Annotated in this window: 18 protein-coding genes; 8 read left to right on the forward strand and 10 right to left on the reverse strand. The window is 53.4% G+C overall.

What is annotated here, in order from left to right; all coding sequences use genetic code 11:
• Positions 1 to 20 precede the first annotated feature (20 nt).
• Positions 21 to 347 carry a DUF1840 domain-containing protein gene (locus ACPWMG_RS02835; protein WP_483303153.1) on the reverse strand — a complete coding sequence of 109 codons (327 nt, stop codon included), beginning with the start codon at positions 345 to 347 and terminating at the stop codon, positions 21 to 23.
• A 57-nt stretch (positions 348 to 404) separates the two neighbouring features.
• Positions 405 to 1,667 carry a class I SAM-dependent methyltransferase gene (locus tag ACPWMG_RS02840; RefSeq protein ID WP_483303154.1) on the reverse strand — a complete coding sequence of 421 codons (1,263 nt, stop codon included), beginning with the start codon at positions 1,665 to 1,667 and terminating at the stop codon, positions 405 to 407.
• 166 nt (positions 1,668 to 1,833) lie between these two features.
• Here ACPWMG_RS02840 and ACPWMG_RS02845 point away from each other — a divergent pair, with 166 nt between their 5' ends.
• Positions 1,834 to 2,910 carry an aminopeptidase gene (locus ACPWMG_RS02845; protein WP_483303155.1) on the forward strand — a complete coding sequence of 359 codons (1,077 nt, stop codon included), beginning with the start codon at positions 1,834 to 1,836 and terminating at the stop codon, positions 2,908 to 2,910.
• 12 nt (positions 2,911 to 2,922) lie between these two features.
• On the opposite strand, the gene ACPWMG_RS02850 is transcribed toward ACPWMG_RS02845, so the two are convergent.
• The 4 genes from ACPWMG_RS02850 to ACPWMG_RS02865 all read right to left on the reverse strand — a co-directional run bounded on the left by ACPWMG_RS02850 (position 2,923) and on the right by ACPWMG_RS02865 (position 5,437).
• On the reverse strand, positions 2,923 to 3,177 hold the full coding sequence (locus ACPWMG_RS02850; RefSeq protein ID WP_483303156.1) for an acyl-CoA-binding protein: 255 nt from the start codon (positions 3,175 to 3,177) through the stop codon (positions 2,923 to 2,925).
• 159 nt (positions 3,178 to 3,336) lie between these two features.
• Entirely contained in the window at positions 3,337 to 4,110 is a 774-nt protein-coding gene (locus tag ACPWMG_RS02855; protein WP_483303157.1) for a hypothetical protein, read from the reverse strand.
• 9 nt (positions 4,111 to 4,119) lie between these two features.
• On the reverse strand, positions 4,120 to 4,791 hold the full coding sequence (locus ACPWMG_RS02860; RefSeq protein ID WP_483303158.1) for a TetR/AcrR family transcriptional regulator: 672 nt from the start codon (positions 4,789 to 4,791) through the stop codon (positions 4,120 to 4,122).
• 142 nt (positions 4,792 to 4,933) lie between these two features.
• On the reverse strand, positions 4,934 to 5,437 hold the full coding sequence (locus tag ACPWMG_RS02865) for a phasin family protein (protein ID WP_483303159.1): 504 nt from the start codon (positions 5,435 to 5,437) through the stop codon (positions 4,934 to 4,936).
• A 227-nt stretch (positions 5,438 to 5,664) separates the two neighbouring features.
• Between ACPWMG_RS02865 and rfbB the strand changes: the two genes are divergently transcribed.
• The 7 genes from rfbB (at position 5,665) to ACPWMG_RS02900 (ending at position 14,674) form a co-directional block, all read left to right on the forward strand.
• Complete coding sequence (gene rfbB, locus ACPWMG_RS02870) at positions 5,665 to 6,732, forward strand: dTDP-glucose 4,6-dehydratase (RefSeq protein WP_483303160.1); 1,068 nt, start codon at positions 5,665 to 5,667, stop codon at positions 6,730 to 6,732.
• Positions 6,729 to 7,631, forward strand: coding sequence for a dTDP-4-dehydrorhamnose reductase (gene rfbD / locus ACPWMG_RS02875; protein ID WP_483303161.1), 903 nt, complete (start codon positions 6,729 to 6,731; stop codon positions 7,629 to 7,631). The genes rfbB and rfbD overlap by 4 nt, the downstream gene beginning before the upstream one ends.
• Positions 7,628 to 8,515 carry a glucose-1-phosphate thymidylyltransferase RfbA gene (rfbA, locus tag ACPWMG_RS02880; protein ID WP_483303162.1) on the forward strand — a complete coding sequence of 296 codons (888 nt, stop codon included), beginning with the start codon at positions 7,628 to 7,630 and terminating at the stop codon, positions 8,513 to 8,515. The genes rfbD and rfbA overlap by 4 nt, the downstream gene beginning before the upstream one ends.
• A gap of 36 nt (positions 8,516 to 8,551) precedes the next feature.
• Positions 8,552 to 9,556 (forward strand): GDP-mannose 4,6-dehydratase, encoded by a 1,005-nt coding sequence (locus ACPWMG_RS02885; RefSeq protein ID WP_483303163.1) that lies wholly within the window; start codon positions 8,552 to 8,554, stop codon positions 9,554 to 9,556.
• A gap of 10 nt (positions 9,557 to 9,566) precedes the next feature.
• Complete coding sequence (locus tag ACPWMG_RS02890) at positions 9,567 to 10,283, forward strand: sugar phosphate nucleotidyltransferase (RefSeq protein WP_483303164.1); 717 nt, start codon at positions 9,567 to 9,569, stop codon at positions 10,281 to 10,283.
• Positions 10,284 to 10,286: 3 nt separating this feature from the next.
• Positions 10,287 to 11,219, forward strand: a complete 933-nt coding sequence (locus tag ACPWMG_RS02895; RefSeq protein WP_483303165.1) for an NAD-dependent epimerase/dehydratase family protein — start codon at positions 10,287 to 10,289, stop codon at positions 11,217 to 11,219.
• Positions 11,220 to 11,395: 176 nt separating this feature from the next.
• Entirely contained in the window at positions 11,396 to 14,674 is a 3,279-nt protein-coding gene (locus tag ACPWMG_RS02900; protein ID WP_483303166.1) for a glycosyltransferase, read from the forward strand.
• A gap of 23 nt (positions 14,675 to 14,697) precedes the next feature.
• Here ACPWMG_RS02900 and ACPWMG_RS02905 read toward each other — a convergent pair whose 3' ends face one another.
• The 4 genes from ACPWMG_RS02905 to ACPWMG_RS02920 are packed head-to-tail and all read right to left on the reverse strand — an operon-like array spanning position 14,698 to position 18,365.
• Positions 14,698 to 15,663, reverse strand: coding sequence for a glycosyltransferase (locus ACPWMG_RS02905; RefSeq protein ID WP_483303167.1), 966 nt, complete (start codon positions 15,661 to 15,663; stop codon positions 14,698 to 14,700).
• Positions 15,663 to 16,325, reverse strand: a complete 663-nt coding sequence (locus ACPWMG_RS02910; protein ID WP_483303168.1) for a methyltransferase domain-containing protein — start codon at positions 16,323 to 16,325, stop codon at positions 15,663 to 15,665. The genes ACPWMG_RS02905 and ACPWMG_RS02910 overlap by 1 nt, the downstream gene beginning before the upstream one ends.
• A complete protein-coding gene (locus ACPWMG_RS02915) occupies positions 16,325 to 18,034 on the reverse strand; it encodes a hypothetical protein (RefSeq protein WP_483303169.1) in 1,710 nt (569 codons plus the stop codon). The genes ACPWMG_RS02910 and ACPWMG_RS02915 overlap by 1 nt, the downstream gene beginning before the upstream one ends.
• Positions 18,006 to 18,365, reverse strand: a complete 360-nt coding sequence (locus tag ACPWMG_RS02920) for an EamA family transporter (RefSeq protein ID WP_483303170.1) — start codon at positions 18,363 to 18,365, stop codon at positions 18,006 to 18,008. Before ACPWMG_RS02920 ends, ACPWMG_RS02915 begins: the two co-directional genes overlap by 29 nt.
• Between the last annotated feature and the right edge of the window lie 46 nt (positions 18,366 to 18,411).

The raw sequence follows: 18,411 nt of genomic DNA on the forward strand, positions 1-18,411 counted from the left end.
CGATGGATGGAGGTGTCGCTTTAAACGCCCCAGACGATATCGGTGCCGTCTTTTTGCGCGCGACGCAAAAGCTCCAGGAAGGGCGCCGCGCGTTGGCGCAACGATACGGGGTTGCGTTGTTCATCGGTCTCGGTGTCCGGCTCAACGGCGTCAGACGCGGGCGCTGCAGCAGCTTGTTCTTCGCGCTCAAGTGCAGCCGAAAGGGCACTGATGGCGCCTGCCGTTTCACTTGGCGTGATGATGCCTTGGCCTGCTGGCGACTTGCCGATGAGCTGCAGAATCTGCCGTCCGTTGGGCTCCAGCATGATGACATCGGCCGCATTTTGGGATTTGAATTTATAGAGCATGTCGAAGGCCGGTTGAGTGAAGTGTTGGGACGGCCATTGTGCGGGTGGCCGATGGTGCTAGCGGTACATGCCTTCTCGGTTGAAGGGGTAGTCCGATTGCGCTCCGGGCATGTTGCCCGTGGTGAGATCGCCATCGGGGCGGGTCGAGAGCATTTGATGCAGTGAAATCCAGCCTTGTTCAAAACTCATGGCACTGCCCGCCAGGTACAGGCGATATGCCCGCAGAATGCGTTCAGCCCCTTGCTCGCCAGCGGTGGCGCGCAGAATTTCTGAGGCTTGGTCAAGGTGCGCTTCGAGTGCATCAGACCACGCCCAAAGCGTGCGCGCATAGTGCGGGCGCAGGTTTTCGGTGTCGACCATCTCCAGCCCGGCCAGTGCGGTTTCGCGCAGCAACTGGCTCACGTGCAGCAACTCTCCCCCGGGGAAGATGTATTTCTCGATGAAGTCGCCCATGCCGTGGCCCAACTGGTCTACACCAGGGGCACCTGCGGTGATGCCGTGGTTGAGCGCCAAACCACCCGGGCGCAGCAAGCGGCGGATCTTGCCAAAGTACTGCGGCATGTTGGCCTGGCCCACGTGTTCGAACATGCCCACCGATGAGATTTTGTCGAACAGGGTGTCTTCCGGCAGGTGGCGGTAATCCAGCAGCAGCACCCGCGCCTGCCCTTGCAGGCCCCGGCGGGCGATTTCGGCTTCCACATGCGCATGCTGGTTTTTCGACAGCGTGATGCCTGTGGCCTGCACGCCATAGTGCTCGGCGGCCCACAGCATGAGCCCGCCCCAGCCCGAGCCTATGTCGAGATAACGCTCACCGCGTTGCAGCATCAGCTTGCGGCAGATGTGGTCGAGCTTGGCTTCCTGTGCCTGGGCCAGAGACATGTCGGTGCCGCGATAGTAGGCACACGAATACACGCGCCGTGGGTCGAGCCACAGGGCGTAAAAGTCGTCTGAAATGTCGTAGTGAAACTGGATCTGGCGCGCATCTTTGATGGGGGTGTGCGCGGCGAGTGATTTGGCGCGGTGCAAGATGTGCGTCCACCAGGCGCTGCGGTCATCCGTGGGGTGGCCGGGCAGCAGTTTGGCGGCTACCTTCATCAGGTCGCGCATCTGGCCTTTGAGCTGGATGCGGTTCTCGACAAAGTCCTCCGCCATGCGGCCAATTTGCCCTGCGGCCATGGTGGCCAAGCTGGACCAGTCGTGAAACGTGAGCGTGACGGGAGCCTGGCTTGGCCCCACCTGCTGGCCCGCAGGCAACTGCACGGCTACCGGCACCGGTAGGTTCTGGAGTCGTGCTTCAATTTGATGAATCAAAGACTTCATGAGCTGATTTTGTGAAACAGAACAAGAGGCGTCAACACTTTGGATGTAGGCCGACACCGCATTTTTGATGCCAAAGCCGATGGACAGTGGGCGCCGATACACTTTGACCTTCTTCCCAGATCAGCCACCTTTTTGGTGACGCCCGCTCGTGCCTCGATTCCTGCTAATGTTGTCGGTTCGGCTTTTGCCGATGGTCGTGGTCAGCCTGTCTGCTGGCTTGCTGGTCGGCTGTGCGGACACCGGCTACTTGCTGCAGTCGGCCAACGGCCACCTGAAGATGCTGCAAGCCGCCAAGCCCATCGACGACTGGCTGGCCGATCCGCAAACGCCCGAGCCCTTGCGCCAGAGGCTGATGCTGGCCCAGCGCATGCGCGCATTTGCCGTGACCGAGCTGCATCTGCCGGACAACAACAGCTACCACCGCTATGCCGATCTGCACCGGTCGGCGGCGGTATGGAACGTGGTGGCGGCACCGCCGTTTTCGCTGACGCTGAAAACCTGGTGCTTCCCGGTCACGGGCTGTATTGGTTACCGAGGCTACTTTGCCGAAGCGGATGCGCGAGCTTTGGCCCAGACTTTGTCAGCCCAAGGCTTGGAGACTTCTGTCTACGGCGTGCCGGCCTATTCCACGTTGGGTTGGATGAACTGGGCTGGCGGCGACCCTTTGCTCAACACTTTCATCGCGCAGCCCGAAGGCGAGCTGGCACGCTTGCTGTTCCACGAACTGTCGCACCAACTGGTGTATGCGCAAGACGACACCGCGTTCAATGAGTCGTTCGCCACAGCGGTGGAGCGTTTGGGCGGCGCGCGTTGGCTGGCCGAGCAAAGCACAGATGCGGCCCGGCGTGAGTACATCGCTTATGACACCCGGCGCCGTGCGTTCCAGGCGCTACTGTTGGCTACGCGTGAGCGCTTGGCTGACCTTTATCAACAAAAAGTGCCTGAAACGGTGCCCACAGAAGCGCAGCTAGCTATTAAAAATGACATCATGGCGCGCTTCAGAAGCGACTATGCTGCGCTGAAAGCCGGGTGGGGCGGTTATGCCGGGTACGACCGCTTTGTAGGCCAGGCTAACAACGCCAGCTTTGCCGTGCAGGCCGCGTATGACAGCCTGGTGCCAGGCTTCGAAGCATTGTTCAAGCGCTTGGGTGAGGACTGGCCTGCGTTCTACCGCGAGGTGCGGCGGCTGGCCGATTTGCCCAAAGAAAAGCGGCACGCTGCATTGCAGGTGCCGCCGCTTTGACGCTGAGGTTGATCAGCTGAGTTCGCTGATCAGGTCGATGTATTGCTGCTTGGCTTCGTCGGTGTCGGTGCCTTTGAGCTTGTTCCAGGCGTCCCACTTGGCGCGGCCCACCATGTCGCTGAAGCCCGGCTTGTCGCCAGTCACATCACCTGCGCTGCCTTGTTTGTACAGACCATAAAGCTTGAGCAGCGTGCCGTTGTCGGGCCGCTCGCTCAGGTTTTTGGAATTTGCCACGGCCGCTTCAAACGCGGCTTTCAGTTCTGCCATTTCGAAAAACTCCCTGGGGCTGAGAACGCGAAGACGTTCAAATGACGACGCCCGAAGGGTTTCGGGCATTCATGTGTCATCTTATGCATTGCAAGCCGCGTGCCGAGGGTGCTCGTCGCTCAGGCGACAACCCAAAGAACGTTGCCGTCAGGCCGCTGGCTAGTCCGCCAGTTCAGAGCGCGCTAAATCCACGGCCAACCGGTCGGCTGCGTCGATGGGGGTGATAGCGCCGGCTTTTTCATACAGCGCGGTCGCTTCGGGCAGCAGCTTTTCGCCTTCAAGCATCAGCAAGGCGTTGGCGTACTCAACCATGCCGATGGACGACTCAGGCATCAACCGCAGCGCCTCGCGCAGCAGGCGCAGGCCTTCTTCCTTCTTCACGCCGTAGGTCATGCTGGCGATGAGCAGACCCACTTTATCGATCACATCGGCGTGGAACATGCCGAGCGCAATGTGCGCCTCGGCGTGGTCGGGCACGAGCTGGATGGTTTTCTCTAGTGCCTCTTTCACTTTGGTGCCCAAGCCTTGCGCCAGTGCTTTGGCCACGCTGATGCCCTGGCTGTAACGCCCCAGTGCATAGGCATGCAAAAACCAGGCGTTGGCGTTCTCGGGCTCGGCTTCGGTTTGGCTGCGGGCACGCTCGGCCACGGCCATCAGGCGCTCCAACCGCGCTTTTTCGCGCGGCTCCAGGTAGTTGGCGTAGACGATGGCGGCCTTGTTCGCGGCAATCAGCCCGCTGCCACCAGCAGCCAGGCCTGCGGCCTCTGCTTGCTCGAAATCGCCCGAGTGGTAGTGTGCCCAAGCTTCCAGTTCAGCGGCATTGCGCGGCAGTGGTTCTTTGTCGCCGCGGTGCAGCGCCGTCCAGTTCTTTTTGGTGGAAGCGGGGGTGAATGCATAGGCGCCAGCATGGGGGAATGGCGTCCATTTCGGCATGGGGGTCTCCTAGGCAGGCTCTTTTGGTGTGTCGGCATACGCCTCGATCAGGTGCAATAAATGCGCCCGCTGTGTCGGCTCCAAGTACGGTACCAGCAATTGAAGTACATGTGATGCACCGCGCAGCAAAGCCACCCCGGCGCTCTCGGGTTCCATGGCTTGCCGTGGGTTCAACACGTACTCAAAACTCAGCCAGTAGGTGAGCACCACCACCATGCTGGTGCTGGTGGTTTCGCGCTCACGGGCGTCGATATGCAACACGCCCGAAGCGCTCATGCCATCCAGCAAGCGGCGCACGGCCTGGGTTTTTTGATGCAGAACCCACTGAAAGTGCGTTTCCAGACGGCGGTTGTTGCTCAACAGGTCGTTGAGGTCGCGGTACAAAAAGCGGAACTTCCAGATCAGTTCGAACAGGCTGTGCAAGAAGAACCAGGCGTCTTCCACATCATGCACGCCGTCGCTGGCGCCCAGTAATTCGGTCAGGCCCTGTTCGTAGCGGTTGAACAAGGCGTTGACCAGTTCTTCTTTGGCCGGGTAGTGGTAGTACAGGTTGCCAGGACTGATCTTCAGCTCGGCCGAGATCAGCGTGGTTGAGACATTGGGCTCACCAAACCGGTTGAACAGATCCAGCGTCACCTCCAGGATGCGCTCGGCAGTCCTGCGCGGTGGCTTTTTGGCCATAGTCTCCTCCAGCTTTTGCCCCACTCTAACCGAGCGACATGGCGAGGAAGACTAGGGAAGGTGCCTAGCTGGCGGCGTCTGCTGCGATGGGCCTAGTGCCCTGGCATTTTTGACAGGTTCCGGGCTCAGGCGTTGCCGCAGGTCACTTTTTGGGTGTTGCGGCGTGCTTCGCCAAAGTCTTGCGCGAAGCTGTTTTGGCTACTGCTTTTTTCGCGGCAGGCTTGGCAGCGCTTTGGCGCGTCAGCGCATCCAGTGTTTTCTGCATGGTGTCGAGTCGCGCGTTCAGTGCGTCAATATCGGCTTGGGTGGGTATGCCGAGGTTTTGGGCCGCTTTCGCCACGCGACCTTCAAAGATGTTTTCCAACTTGTCCAACTGGCCCCCGGCTTTGGCGGCCAAGCCGCTGGCCACGTCGGTCAGGCGGCTGGTGGCTTCGGCGAGTTTTTCTTCGGCGGCCGCCTGTGTTTTGCGCTGTATACCCAAACCGTCGCGAACCAAGCCTTCAAACATCTTGCTGCCTTCCTCATGGGCCTTGGCAAAAGCGCCCAAGCCGGCCAGCCAGATTTGCTGGGCGGAGTCTTTGACGGCATGGGGCAGGGGCGATGCCGGGTCTGGAGGCGGTGTGTCGGGGGATGGATTCTTGGGCATGGTGGGTCCTGTGCAAACGAGGCCGGCCGGGTTTGGCGGGCTGCTAATGAGGAAGAGGATAGCGGGGCACCTGCCGGTTGCCCATCGTGCTTGCCACTTTAGGCCTTGTTTGGGGGCTGAAGTAGAGACCTGGGCCTAATCGCGCTAGGCGAAGGAGGGCTGGCGCTGGGACACGCGATGACATAATAGTGTGCTAAACGCTGTTTCTTTCTTCCCAAAAGCCCCCCATGATTCTTGTGACCGGAGGCGCCGGATTCATCGGCGCTAATTTTGTTTTGGATTGGTTGGCCGGTTCGCAAGAGCCTGTGGTCAACCTCGATAAGTTGACTTATGCCGGCAATGCAGAGAATCTGTCTTCTCTTGCCGGCGATGCGCGCCACATTTTTGTGCACGGTGACATCGGTGATACCGCGCTGGTGGCCAAGTTGCTGGCTGAGCATCAGCCACGTGCCGTTGTCAATTTTGCAGCCGAATCGCACGTTGACCGCTCCATTCATGGCCCCGAAGACTTCATCCAGACCAATGTGGTCGGTACGTTGCGCCTGCTAGAGGCGGTGCGTCACCACTGGCTCACGCTGGATGACCTGGGGCGAGATGCCTTTCGCTTCCTGCATGTCTCTACCGACGAGGTTTACGGCTCGCTCGCGCCTGAGGCGCCTGCGTTCACCGAAGAGCATGTCTACGAGCCCAACAGCCCGTATTCGGCCAGCAAGGCCGCAAGCGACCATTTGGTCCGTGCCTGGCACCACACCTACGGCCTGCCCGTGCTCACCACCAACTGCAGCAACAACTACGGCCCGCATCATTTCCCTGAGAAACTGATCCCGTTGATGATCGTCAATGCGCTTGCGGGCAAGCCACTGCCGATCTACGGTGATGGCATGCAGGTGCGCGACTGGCTGTACGTGAAGGATCACTGCAGCGCCATCCGCCGTGTATTGGCGGCAGGCGAGGTGGGAGAGACCTATAACGTCGGCGGCTGGAACGAAAAGCCCAACCTCGACATCGTGCATACCGTTTGCGGTTTGCTGGACGAATTGCGCCCCCGTGCCGACGGGCAGAGCTACAGCACCCAAATCACCTACGTGAAAGACCGGCCAGGCCACGACCGCCGCTACGCCATCGATGCTCGCAAGATCGAACGTGAATTGGGCTGGAAGCCCGCAGAAACTTTCGAAACCGGCATTCGTAAAACAGTGCAGTGGTACTTGGACAATGCCGATTGGGTGGCCCACGTGCAAACCGGTGCCTACCGTGATTGGGTGCAAACCCAATATGCCAACGCTGCGAAATGAAAATTCTTCTGCTGGGCAAGAGCGGCCAGGTGGGCTGGGAGCTGCAGCGTAGTCTGGCCGTGTTGGGCGAGGTCACCGCACTGAACCGTGCCAGTACGTTGCATTGCGGCGACCTGGGCAACCTCGCAGGGTTGGCCGCGACCGTGCGTGCGCTGCGGCCCGACGTGATCGTGAATGCGGCCGCCTATACCGCTGTCGACAAAGCCGAAGGTGACTTGGTGCAAGCGCAAACCATCAATGCAGAGGCCCCTGGCGTTTTGGCTGAGGAGGCTGCTCGCCTGGGGGCACTACTGGTGCACTACAGCACCGACTACGTGTTCAACGGCAGTGGAGCCACGCCGTGGCGTGAAACGGATGCAACCGGCCCTTTGAGTATTTACGGCCGAACCAAGCTCGAAGGCGAGCAACGCATTCAACAAGCCGGCGCTCATCACCTGATTTTTCGCACCAGTTGGGTTTACGCCGCACGTGGCGGCAACTTTGCCAAGACCATGCTGCGTTTGGCGCGCGAGCGCGAGCGCTTGACGGTCATCGACGACCAGTTTGGTGTGCCGACAGGGGCCGAATTGTTGGCGGACATCACTGCGCAAGTTATTCCACAGGCGTTGTCACGCGCTGAGATCGGTGGCATTTTCCATTTGGCGGCTGCCGGTGAAACCAACTGGCATGCATATGCCAAATACGTGATCGATTACGCCAAGTCGGTAAAAACGGCTGCCGATTTTGCGGTGAAGGAAGTGGCTGCAATACCCGCCAGCGCATTTCCTTTGCCCGCGCCACGTCCTTTCAATTCACGCTTGGACACCACAAAGCTACGCACAACATTTGGCCTGAACCTGCCTCCATGGGAGCAGGGTGTTGCACGCATGCTTGACGAAATTTTGGGAGACCCATCTTGACCGCACGCAAAGGCCTCATCCTCGCAGGGGGCTCTGGCACCCGGCTGCACCCGGCCACGCTGGCCATCAGCAAACAACTGCTGCCGGTGTACGACAAGCCGATGATTTATTACCCGCTGAGCACGCTTATGCTGGCCGGCATTCGCGACATTCTGATTATCAGCACGCCCCAAGATACGCCACGCTTTCAGCAGCTGTTGGGCGATGGTAGCCAATGGGGTCTGAATATCGAGTACGCGGTGCAGCCGAGCCCGGACGGGCTGGCGCAAGCCTTCATCATCGGCGAGCAGTTTGTGGGCAATGCACCCAGTGCATTGGTGTTGGGTGATAACATTTTCTACGGCCACGACTTGGCGCATCTGATGGCTTCCGCCGACGCGCAACCTCATGGCGCGACCGTTTTCGCTTACCACGTGCAAGACCCAGAACGCTATGGGGTGGTGGCATTTGATGCAGCGGGCAAGGCCAGCAGTATCGAGGAAAAGCCTGCCAAACCCAAGAGCAACTACGCGGTGACGGGCTTGTACTTTTACGACAACCAAGTGGTTGATATCGCAAAGGCTGTGAAGCCAAGTGCGCGTGGCGAACTGGAAATTACCGCCGTCAATCAAGCCTATCTGGATCAGGGTGAGTTGAACGTTCAAATCATGCAGCGCGGTTACGCTTGGCTGGACACGGGTACGCATGAGAGCTTGTTAGAGGCCGGTCAATTCATTGCCACGCTGGAGCATCGGCAGGGATTGAAGATTGCTTGCCCCGAAGAGATTGCGTGGCGCAATCAATTTATTGACAGCGAACAGCTCGCGCGTTTGGCTTTGCCGCTGCAGAAAAATGCCTATGGAAAGTATCTCAATCGACTGCTGACCGAAGATCGCTCGTTCTAAACTCCAAACACAACCAATTTATCTTTCGAACAAGTTATGGATTCATCAATCAAAACCCTTGCGGGTCAAAAATATCTGGTCACTGGTGCCGGCGGCTTTATTGGCAGCCATCTGGTCGAAGCGTTGGTACGTGCCGGCGCCGATGTGACGGCCATGATTCGTTATGGTTCTTCCGCCAGTTGGGGCAACCTTGAGTTTGTCGCGGACGACGTGAAGGGGCAATTCCGTGTAGTAGCTGGCAATATCGATGATGGCGATTTCGTCATGCATGCCATGCAAGGTATTGATGTGGTCTGTCACTTGGCTGCTTTGATCGCGATTCCTTACTCTTATGTCGCGCCGCGTAGCTATGTTCGGACCAATGTCGAAGGAACCCTGAACGTGGTCGAGGCTGCACGCCGCTTGTCGGTGCGCCGAGTGGTGCATACCAGCACTTCCGAGGTCTACGGTACTGCCATGCGTGTGCCGATTGACGAGACGCATCCTCTTCAGGGACAGTCGCCGTATTCTGCATCGAAAATTGGTGCCGACAAGATTGCTGAGAGCTATTACCGTTCGTTTGAAACGGGTGTTGTGACCTTGCGTCCGTTCAATACTTTTGGCCCTCGGCAGTCTGCGCGTGCATTCATCCCCACCATCATCTCGCAAGCTTTGACTCAGGACGTGATCAAGCTCGGGTCGTTAACGCCTGAGCGTGACATGACCTTCGTGACCGATACCGTCGCCGGATTTGTGGCTGCATCGGTAACGCCTGGCATTGAAGGGCAAACCATTAATCTTGGCACCGGCTCTACCTACACGATTGGTCATTTTGCTGAACGTATTTTGAAGCTCATGGGGGTCGAGAAAGAGATCGTGGCGGATGCTGCGCGTATGCGGCCAGACAAGAGCGAGGTTCTCAAGCTTGTTTCTGACAATGCATTGGCGGCACAGTTGATGGGCTGGACGCCGAAAGTCGATCTCGACGAAGGCCTGCAGCAGAGTATCGATTTCATCCGTAACAACATCCATCTGTACCGTCCTACGGTTTACACCGTTTAAGGAGTCAATCATGAAAGCAGTCGTCATGGCTGGTGGCAAGGGCACGCGTCTGCAGCCTTTTACTGCCTCATTCCCTAAGCCACTTATGCCGTTGGGCGATATGCCCGTGTTGGAGCTCCTGCTTCGACAGCTTCAACGCGCTGGTGTGACGGAAGTTATTTTGGCGGTTAACCATCTGCATCACCTGATCCGCGCCTTTTGTGGCGATGGTTCGCGGTTCGGCTTGAAGATTGATTACAGCCTGGAAGATAGCCCCTTGGGCACGGCCGGCCCGCTCGGAGCTCTGCTGGAAAACGTGGGTGAAAACTTCATCGTTACCAACGGTGATTTGTTGACGACCTTCAGCATCGAGAAGCTGATTAAAACGCATACCGAGAGAGCTTCAGATGCCACGATCTGCGTTTACGAACGAGAAGTCAAGATCGACTTCGGATTGATTCAGGTCGACTCTGAGATGAATCTCCAGGGTTACCTAGAGAAACCGATGAGCAAGCACCTCGTGAGCATGGGGCTGTATATGCTCAACCGTGACGCAGTCGCGCCGCACGTCAGCGCTGGCGTGCATCTGGATATGCCCGACCTTTTGCTGAAGCTCAAGGACGCAGGCAAAAAAGTGCGGTGCCATCAGCAGCCCGAAAGCTTCTGGCTCGACATTGGTCGCCCAGACGACTATTCCACGGCACAGAAAATGTTCGACGAAAGTCGCGAGCTTTTCTTGCCCGCATAACCCATGCGCGTGCTTGTTACGGGGGCCAGCGGATTCATTGGCCGCTCAGTCCTCAAGGAACTGCAGACACGTGGCCTCGAAACGATTTCGGTAAGTCGCACTTTGCGGGAGCCCGTTGCGGGTGAGCGGCAATGTGTCTTGTCTGCGCCAAGTGCGGCGATCGAGGTCCGAGATCTTCTGTTCTCGGCGAGTCCCGACGTTGTGATGCACTTAGCGGGCATATCTTCGGCCCCTTCTTATAGCGAGCTTTACGGCGCCAATGTCGTCTTTGCGGCAAACCTTCTGGATGCGGCGCTCGCCATGCCCAATAAACCTCGTGTTCTGGTGGCAGGCAGTGCAGCGGAATACGGACCTGTCCCAGCAGCACATTTGCCGGTGCGCGAGGACTTCACTTGCCGACCTAATACGGCATATGGCGCGAGCAAGCTTGCTCAGACTAGCCACGCCTTGATCGCCGCATCACGCGGTTTGCCCGTGGTGGTTGCTCGACTTTTCAATCCTATCGGCGCTGGCATGCCCAAGTCGTTAGCCTTGGGCAGTTTTGCGCACCAGATCGCGCAAATGGGTACGCGCGGGGGGATTCTGGAAACCGGGGATTTGGACGCCATACGCGACTTCATGGATGTACATGTTGCGGCGAAACTTCTCGTGGAACTTGCTTTGATGCCCAACAGCGCTGGTTCTGCAGAGGTTGTGAACATCTGTACTGGGGAAGGGCAGCGTCTTCTTGATCTGACACAACGGTTGATTGGCTTGGCGGGCGTGCCAGTTGAGTTAAAGCACGATGTAGCTCGGCGTGGCAATAGCGAAGTTAAGGCGTTTGTAGGTGATCCTTCTAGGTTGGCATCGTTAGGACTTGCATACGCATCTTCTGATTTCGATGCTGTCTTGGAAGCCATCCTGAAAAGCGCGCGTGCCGAAATTGGCGCGACATAAAAACAAGCACTCGCGGAGCCCCATCCTGTGCGGCATGCTCCTGCTTCCTTTTGGTGAAGAAAGTCTCGATGATCTGCAACGCGTGTTCTGGTACTAACTTCAAATCACTAGCCAAACGTGACGATGGTGTGGACGTTTTGCAGTGCACGCGCTGTGGTCTGGGGCGGATATCAAGCTTGCCTGAAAGCACCAGAGCGTATTACCACGACGGCTACTACCTCGGGGGGGGGCGCCGTGGTTACGACGACTACAGCTTCATGGCCGAACACGGCTTGAGCTGGGCTGCTGCACTGGTGCAATTGCTTGTCAAACGCGGCAAGGTTCTAGATATCGGATGCGCTGACGGCTACTTGCTGGACAAGCTTTCTGGTGATTTCGAAAAATATGGAATCGAAGTTAATGCGAAGGCCGCAGAACAGGCTGCGGACAAGAGTATCCACATCCTTGGCAATGATTTGCTGGCTCCACAACTGGTGGAAGACCATCGGGCAGAGTTCAGCGTGGTCACGGCCATTGCCGTGTTTGAACACCTACTCGATTTCCGTGGCGGATTTCAAGTTGCCATTGATTTGTTGACGCACGATGGGTTCCTGTTGTTTGAAGTCCCGGTCATGTCAGCAGACCAAAGCAACGCGGCTTGGATGCAGGGCTCGTTTGAGCACATCTACTACCCGACAGAAGCTTCCCTTCGATGGATCGTCGAGACAGAACTCGGCGGGCAATTGTGCGGGGCAGAGATCGTCATCAAGGACTACGCTTCCACGTATGTCGGAGTTGTCACAAAAGATGTGGGTCAAGCCGCGCGCGCGAAAGCCCTATTGGACCGGTTGGTGCGCGCTGACGATTTTGAGACTCCGTCAGTTGAAGAAGCCAACGCCGCAACTCACTTGCATTTGATTCATGCCGGCCAAGCCAGCCAGGAATCGGTTTTATCGCTGTCGCGTCTCGATGCTGAGGCGTTCAACTCTCCGCTGGTGGCACGAGTCGCCCAGTTATGGTCGTTCGACCTGAGGCGGCTTGAGGCAGCGCGTGAACGTTTGATCCGTGTCGAGACCGACCTCAGGAAGCTTGAATCACTTGCAACTGAGGGCAATTCTTTGGAGTCCGCGAACAAACGCGTTGCCGATTTGGAGTCGGCGGTCGCTCGGTTGCGAAGCATGCTTTTGATTGAAATGGGGCGAACCAGAGACAGTGAACTTCGAGTGGCGGAGGCACAGCATCATGTGCAAGTCATTCAGCAAAGTGCTGCGTGGCGGGCGATGGGAGTGATTCGCCGTTTTGCAAAACAAAACCCCAAGCTTGCCAAACGTTTGCGGCAGACGGCCAAGCTCGTCTGGTGGACACTGCGCGGCACAATATTTGTACACCTGCGGGAGTTCCGTCGCCGAAAGTCTGTAGAAGCCGGTGCTGTGTTGTCAAACGCGAAGGCGCAGGCCGACAGCATTGCGTTTGATGAGGTTGCGTCTAAGGCCGCCCTCTTGCCGAGGGCGTGTTTTTCACCAAATTTCGTGGACCAGCCCAGCGGGGCCGATTGGCCGTTAGATCGGCCTTTGGTCAGTGTCATCATTCCGTGTTTTAACTACGGTCATCTTGTGGCCGATGCTATCCGTTCGGTAGAGGCGCAAACATTCTCCAATATTGAAATCATTGTGGTTGAAGGAGGCTCGACTTCTGCCGAGTCTCGACAGCGTTTGCTTGACGCCGCTGCAAATGCGTCACCCCGAGTCAGAGTGCTGGTGCAGGAGCAACCCCATCGCGCTGGCGCCAACCGAAACTTTGGTATCAGTCACGCCAGGGGCAAGTACATCAGTTGCCTTGACGCTGATGACCGCTTTGCGCCGACGTATATCGAGAAAGCGGTCTTCATGTTGGAGCACTCTGGTTATGACGTTGTGTCGCCCGGACTTCAATTCTTTGGAGACCGTACCGAGGTTTGGGTGCCACATGAGCGCCCGACCTTGGACATGTTGCTTGAAGGTAATAACGCGCTGACATGCGCGGTTTACAGCAGAGACTTTTGGCTCAAGGCTGGCGGCTATCGAGACTCTGACCGAACTACTGGTCACATCCATGAGGATTGGTTGTTTTGGGTTCGATTGGCGGCGTTTGGCGCAAGGTTCGTCTGCATTCGGGAACCGCTCTTCTACTACCGAAGCCATGGCGAAACCTTGAGCAATAGCGCAGATGTGCTGAGCAACGAAGTCCAAAAACGCTTGGTTTCTCGGTTCAATGACGATGTGTTGACCGATTCGGCGCTGGCGCTTATTCGGGCGCAAAGTTCGCTTCCGCCTTTACGGCCTCTTTTGTTGTCCCCCGCGTCTCAGCATATTGGAGCTCAAGCGCCGCATGCTGGTCCCACGCTGTTGATGGCGTTGCCATTTCTTGTGCTGGGAGGGGCCGAACGTCTATTGAGCGCTTTGGTTGGGCAAATGGCGAAAGACGGTTGGCGCGTCATCATCGTTACGACCGTTGCTGTAGATCAAGCGCATGGTGATACAACGTCTTGGTTTGAGCCAGCAACTTCGGAAATATTTCACCTGCCGCGTTTTCTGGAGTCAGACTATTGGCGAGAGTTTCTTGACCATATTCTTGTCTCGCGAGATGTGCAATTGCTTTGGGTGATTGGTAGCGCATTTGTCTATGAGCAGTTGCCTAGCTTGCGGCTTGGCTACCCCCGCCTTGCGGTTGCCGACTTGCTCTTCAATACGGTTGGGCATACGGCAAACAATAGGAGATATGCTGACAGCATTGATCGCGTCTTTGTCGAAAATGAAGAAGTCAAACAGTGGCTGATCGAAGCTGGTGAAACGCCTGCCCGCATCAGTTTGGTTGAAAGTGGTGTCGATTTGACAAAGAACACACCGCCCCGGAATGACGACGTTCGCTCTTCTATTGGTGACATTCCGACGGGGGCTGTCGTCGTTGGATTCTTCGGGAGATGGTCGGAGGAAAAAGATCCCCTGGGATTTGTTGAAATTGCCCGGCGCCTCTCTGTGAAGAAGAACGTCGTATTCGTGATGACTGGCGCGGGCCACATGGAGGCCGAGCTCAAAAAAGCGATCGCGGCTGCGTCCTTCAACCCAGGCCAATTTCTGCTAAAGGGTTCTGTACCCGATCTCAAACCGTATCTACAGGCCTGCGATATCTTGTGTTTACCTTCTTTGCTGGATGGCCGACCTAATATCGTGATGGAGGCGCTAGCGAGTGGCACTGCAGTGATCGCATCCCGAGTCGGTGCATTGCCAGAGCTTATAGAAGACGGCAAGCAGGGCTATCTATGTACCCCTGGTACTTACGATGAATTCGCCCTAAAGATTGAAGAGCTTGTCACCGATAGAGCAAAACTTGCCCGCTTCAAGCTTGCCGCCCGGCACCATGCCGAGCGGCGCTTCAATATTGATGCAATGTTTGAACAGTACGAGACTCAATTGGCAAGTTTGATCAGGCTGCACTGAAATGCGATTTGTGGGCTAAGCGCTCAATGCCAGCTCCAGGCGATACCCTTGATCATTCGGATTCCCAGCTTAAATGCAACAAAATTATCGATATTGCCGCCTTTGCTGACACCAACTCTTTTATGAAATGAGATTGGCGCTTCCAGAATGCGAAGTCCGGAGTCCAATGCGACATCAAGAAAATAAGGGTTGAATTCAAGATTGATTTTCGAATCAAGCTTGGGTAAAAGCTCTCGAAGTTTTGCAGACCGACACGCTTTATAAGTTGTTCCTACATCGCTGAAGGTTGCATTTCCTAAGTGCTTAATCTCTAGTAGCTTTCCTACAAAAATATTACCGTAAAACATAAACGTGCTGAGTTGGGTTTCTTTTGCACGTAACTGTTCAACCGTTCTCGTTCCTGTAACAATATCTGCGTGCGGGATATAAGCGAGTAGTTTTTCTATATCATATGCCCTGAAAGTCATGTCTCCTTCGCAGAGAATGACAATTTCAGAGTCCTCAAACCGAACACCTTCTGTTAGCGCTCTATGGACACATGATCCATAGCCCTGTTGCATTTCATTAAATGCAATTGCACCGGCTTCTTGCGCCACGGCAAGCGTATTGTCTTTGCTGTTATTGCTGATAACAACCACCCGTTTGACAGCTGAATGTGACAAAAAGTCTTTAACAGCATGCCCTATGCTGGCTTCATCGTTGTATGCGGTAAGGACAACGGTCAAATTGTGAGTGCTGATTTCTTCCTGCTTGATGAACCCATTTTTTCTTTTTATTGGATAAAAAATAAAAAGATCTAGAAATATAAATACCCAGCCGAGCAAAAATGGAATCCCTGAATACCAGACAAGCCATTCGTTAACTAAAAGGGTATTTGGGTTGTCAAAAAAGAGGCGTCTGGGAATTGCCATTAAGACGCCAATCGAATACAAAAAAATCCCTAGTAAAACGAGCATGATGCCATAAAGTGCCAGTCGCTCTCGTCTCATTATATTTCTCCTTGAGGTATCGATAGGTTGTTTTCCTTTTTGAAAACACCTAGCATTTGTTTTGCGAATGGACGATAAAAGGAGCTAAGGTAGATTCGTGTCAATGAATATGTTTTCGGTAGCCTGGATTTTAATGAAAATGGAAGAAATCTTTTCTCCATAGCCAGCATTTTAAAATTATTGGCTTGAAAAAAATCTTTCAGTGATTCATGGCTAAATATTTTTTTATGAGTAAAATCATCAAAATATTCTCTATATGCATAGTAGAAATTGGGCTGCATTGTGATGAATAAACCACCCGGCTTCAAAATTCTCCAAAACTCACTGATTGATTTTTCAAGTTCATCATCCGTGAGGTGCTCAAGCAGATTGCTGCTAAAGGCAATATCAATACTTGAATCTGCAATGCATGATAGATCGGTTGCTTTTGTTGAGTAAAATTTAATCGCATCTGAAAGATATCCGGCTGCGTCTGGATTTAAATCTATTGCGTATCGATTTTTTGCGTTGATATTATTGATAAAGTCGCCATATCCACATCCAATATCAATAACGTTCTCGCTCGATTTTCCCGTGTATTTCTCTAGATAGTTAATGATTGCGCGCCAAACCTTTGTTCTTCCCGGGTCTTGGGTATATCTAGTGGTGTAATAGCTGGACATTATTTAGGTACGTATATATAAAAATTGCCAAAATTTTTATCCAATCGACAGCAGGCTTCTAACGCCTCCCGAACATTGGTGTAAACATCAATTCTGTCTTCGCCAATTCCCTGGGTTGATACAAAAAAGCGAACTCCAGAGTGGATGGCACTCAGTATTCTTTTGTCTGGATCCGGGTTATAGAAGAAATCATAGTTCTCGATATATCGATTGCCAGCATAAAAACCAATATCCTTCATGCTCCATATGATTTCATCTTTCTTTAAATTGGCTCTTAAATAGGCGATGGTTTCATTCATGCCCATTTGTCCGTAGCTATATTTTGTTGGGAATGCAGAAATGGCTTGATAGCGTGCAACCCCAAAATTAATTCCTAATGCACTGATGAATAGAATTATGGTCAATTTTGGGAGTGCTTCTATAATTCGATTTTTATGCTTTAGTGTGAGTATTAGGCCGTAAAAAATGCAAATGGCAAAAAAAATGAGATAAGTGCTTGGCTCGGCTTGTTTTATTTTTAATGTCGCCCACTCTGTAAATTTGAGCGCTTGAGTAGCTGTAAGAATAAAAATCGCTGTGACTAGCGCTATGAATTTTATTGAATTCTTGATTTCTATTTGCTCTGAGCATTTAAAAATAAAAATTGAAATACCTATGCAGGCCAGTTGAAATACTGGAAAAGGGTATTTGAAAAATCCACCAAACGGAGAGATGAGGCTGCAGTAGAAGATCGTAACAGTTACGCAGAGGCTTAATAGGAAAATAATTTTCTTTTTTTGTATCGAATGCAGTCCTTTTGCGGAAATAAAAGTAATCGCAATCAGGAATAGAAAAATAGAAGGTAAGCCTATGCTTATGAGTAAATTTTTTGTTTGACTGAAATTTGAAAAAATCTTAACTACCAGCGATGAAAAATCTGGAGATGCACTTCCTTTTGTAAATGAATGAATCAAAAAGGAAAATGTATAGTCAATCGGAAGTCCTAGAAATTTGCAATAAATCCAATAGGTCGAAAAAAAAGCAATGGTGCCACCACCAAAGACCAAAAATGTTCGAATTAATACTTTTTTGACTGGGGTGTTGTCAAATTTCCAGTATAGGATTGAAAATGGGATAAGTACTAGCGGAGTAGTTAACTTCGCCCATAGTAATAGGGAGAAAATAAATCCAAGCAAAAATGGTTTTTTGTTTTCAAATAGAAACAGTATAAAAAGAGTAATAAGCGGGGGCAATATTGTTGAATCAATATCGGGAAGCGTACTGTTGGCTATGGTGTACGGATTGAGAAGATAGCATGCTAAAAAAATAGGGGTAAGTAAATGATTTTTGGCTTTTTCATCTAATAGCCTTATTATGCCGAGGGCTAAGTATGCCGTCAGCATGGTGCATGCCATACCGAAAGCTCTTACCGTGTTTTCGGAAAATCCAAATAATTTTATTTGGGCCGCTAACGCGTATATGTAGAGTGGTGGATGGTAAAGTCCAAGGTGACGCGGTGTTTCCTCACCCCTATAGTAAATGGGGACACCTGTTTCACTTGTCGCTTTGGCTACGATAGGAAAGTCTAATTCATCTAGTGTGAATTTTTTGTCAGCCTGGGCATATATTAAAAATGCAAATGAAAATAAAATAAGAGCAGTCAGAGTTTTGACTATTTTTTGAATTGCTGCCTCTCGCATGCTAGCCCTTGGATGAAATAAAAATGCCAACTAAAATAATAATAATTCCAACCCATCTGTAGGTGGAAATAGATTCTCCAAGATATATCATCGCTAAAATTGGCGTTATGACATAAACTAGGGAAAAGAGAGGCTGCAAAAATGTAATATCTAGTTTTTTTAATAAAAATATCCAAATAGCCACTGGAATGATATATAGCAAAACCCCCATTAAGATTCGCCACTCCAACGCGGCTTGCAGCGCCGCCTTGAACATATCTTGGTCGTGCGAGATTTTGGTTGCACCAGCCTTTAAGAAGATGCTCCCAAGAGCACTTAGGGTGACGCCTAGAATGACAAGCGCCCAATATATTTTTGACAAAACAGAACCTTAGAAAAATGCTTGGCTTCCCCGATCGTGGGCGTTG

Origin of the sequence: Hydrophilobacter chitinilyticus, assembly GCF_049860745.1 — a bacterium.
GTDB lineage: Bacteria > Pseudomonadota > Gammaproteobacteria > Burkholderiales > Burkholderiaceae_C > Rhodoferax_B.

What these genes read in the sequence shown, in the direction of transcription:
- ACPWMG_RS02835 (WP_483303153.1), bottom strand. Translation starts at nt 347, where the DNA reads ATGCTCTATAAATTCAAATCCCAAAATGCGGCCGATGTCATCATGCTG.
- ACPWMG_RS02840 (WP_483303154.1), bottom strand. Translation starts at nt 1,667, where the DNA reads ATGAAGTCTTTGATTCATCAAATTGAAGCACGACTCCAGAACCTACCG.
- ACPWMG_RS02845 (WP_483303155.1), top strand. Translation starts at nt 1,834, where the DNA reads ATGTTGTCGGTTCGGCTTTTGCCGATGGTCGTGGTCAGCCTGTCTGCT.
- ACPWMG_RS02850 (WP_483303156.1), bottom strand. Translation starts at nt 3,177, where the DNA reads ATGGCAGAACTGAAAGCCGCGTTTGAAGCGGCCGTGGCAAATTCCAAA.
- ACPWMG_RS02855 (WP_483303157.1), bottom strand. Translation starts at nt 4,110, where the DNA reads ATGCCGAAATGGACGCCATTCCCCCATGCTGGCGCCTATGCATTCACC.
- ACPWMG_RS02860 (WP_483303158.1), bottom strand. Translation starts at nt 4,791, where the DNA reads ATGGCCAAAAAGCCACCGCGCAGGACTGCCGAGCGCATCCTGGAGGTG.
- ACPWMG_RS02865 (WP_483303159.1), bottom strand. Translation starts at nt 5,437, where the DNA reads ATGCCCAAGAATCCATCCCCCGACACACCGCCTCCAGACCCGGCATCG.
- rfbB (WP_483303160.1), top strand. Translation starts at nt 5,665, where the DNA reads ATGATTCTTGTGACCGGAGGCGCCGGATTCATCGGCGCTAATTTTGTT.
- rfbD (WP_483303161.1), top strand. Translation starts at nt 6,729, where the DNA reads ATGAAAATTCTTCTGCTGGGCAAGAGCGGCCAGGTGGGCTGGGAGCTG.
- ACPWMG_RS02885 (WP_483303163.1), top strand. Translation starts at nt 8,552, where the DNA reads ATGGATTCATCAATCAAAACCCTTGCGGGTCAAAAATATCTGGTCACT.
- ACPWMG_RS02890 (WP_483303164.1), top strand. Translation starts at nt 9,567, where the DNA reads ATGAAAGCAGTCGTCATGGCTGGTGGCAAGGGCACGCGTCTGCAGCCT.
- ACPWMG_RS02895 (WP_483303165.1), top strand. Translation starts at nt 10,287, where the DNA reads ATGCGCGTGCTTGTTACGGGGGCCAGCGGATTCATTGGCCGCTCAGTC.
- ACPWMG_RS02905 (WP_483303167.1), bottom strand. Translation starts at nt 15,663, where the DNA reads ATGAGACGAGAGCGACTGGCACTTTATGGCATCATGCTCGTTTTACTA.
- ACPWMG_RS02910 (WP_483303168.1), bottom strand. Translation starts at nt 16,325, where the DNA reads ATGTCCAGCTATTACACCACTAGATATACCCAAGACCCGGGAAGAACA.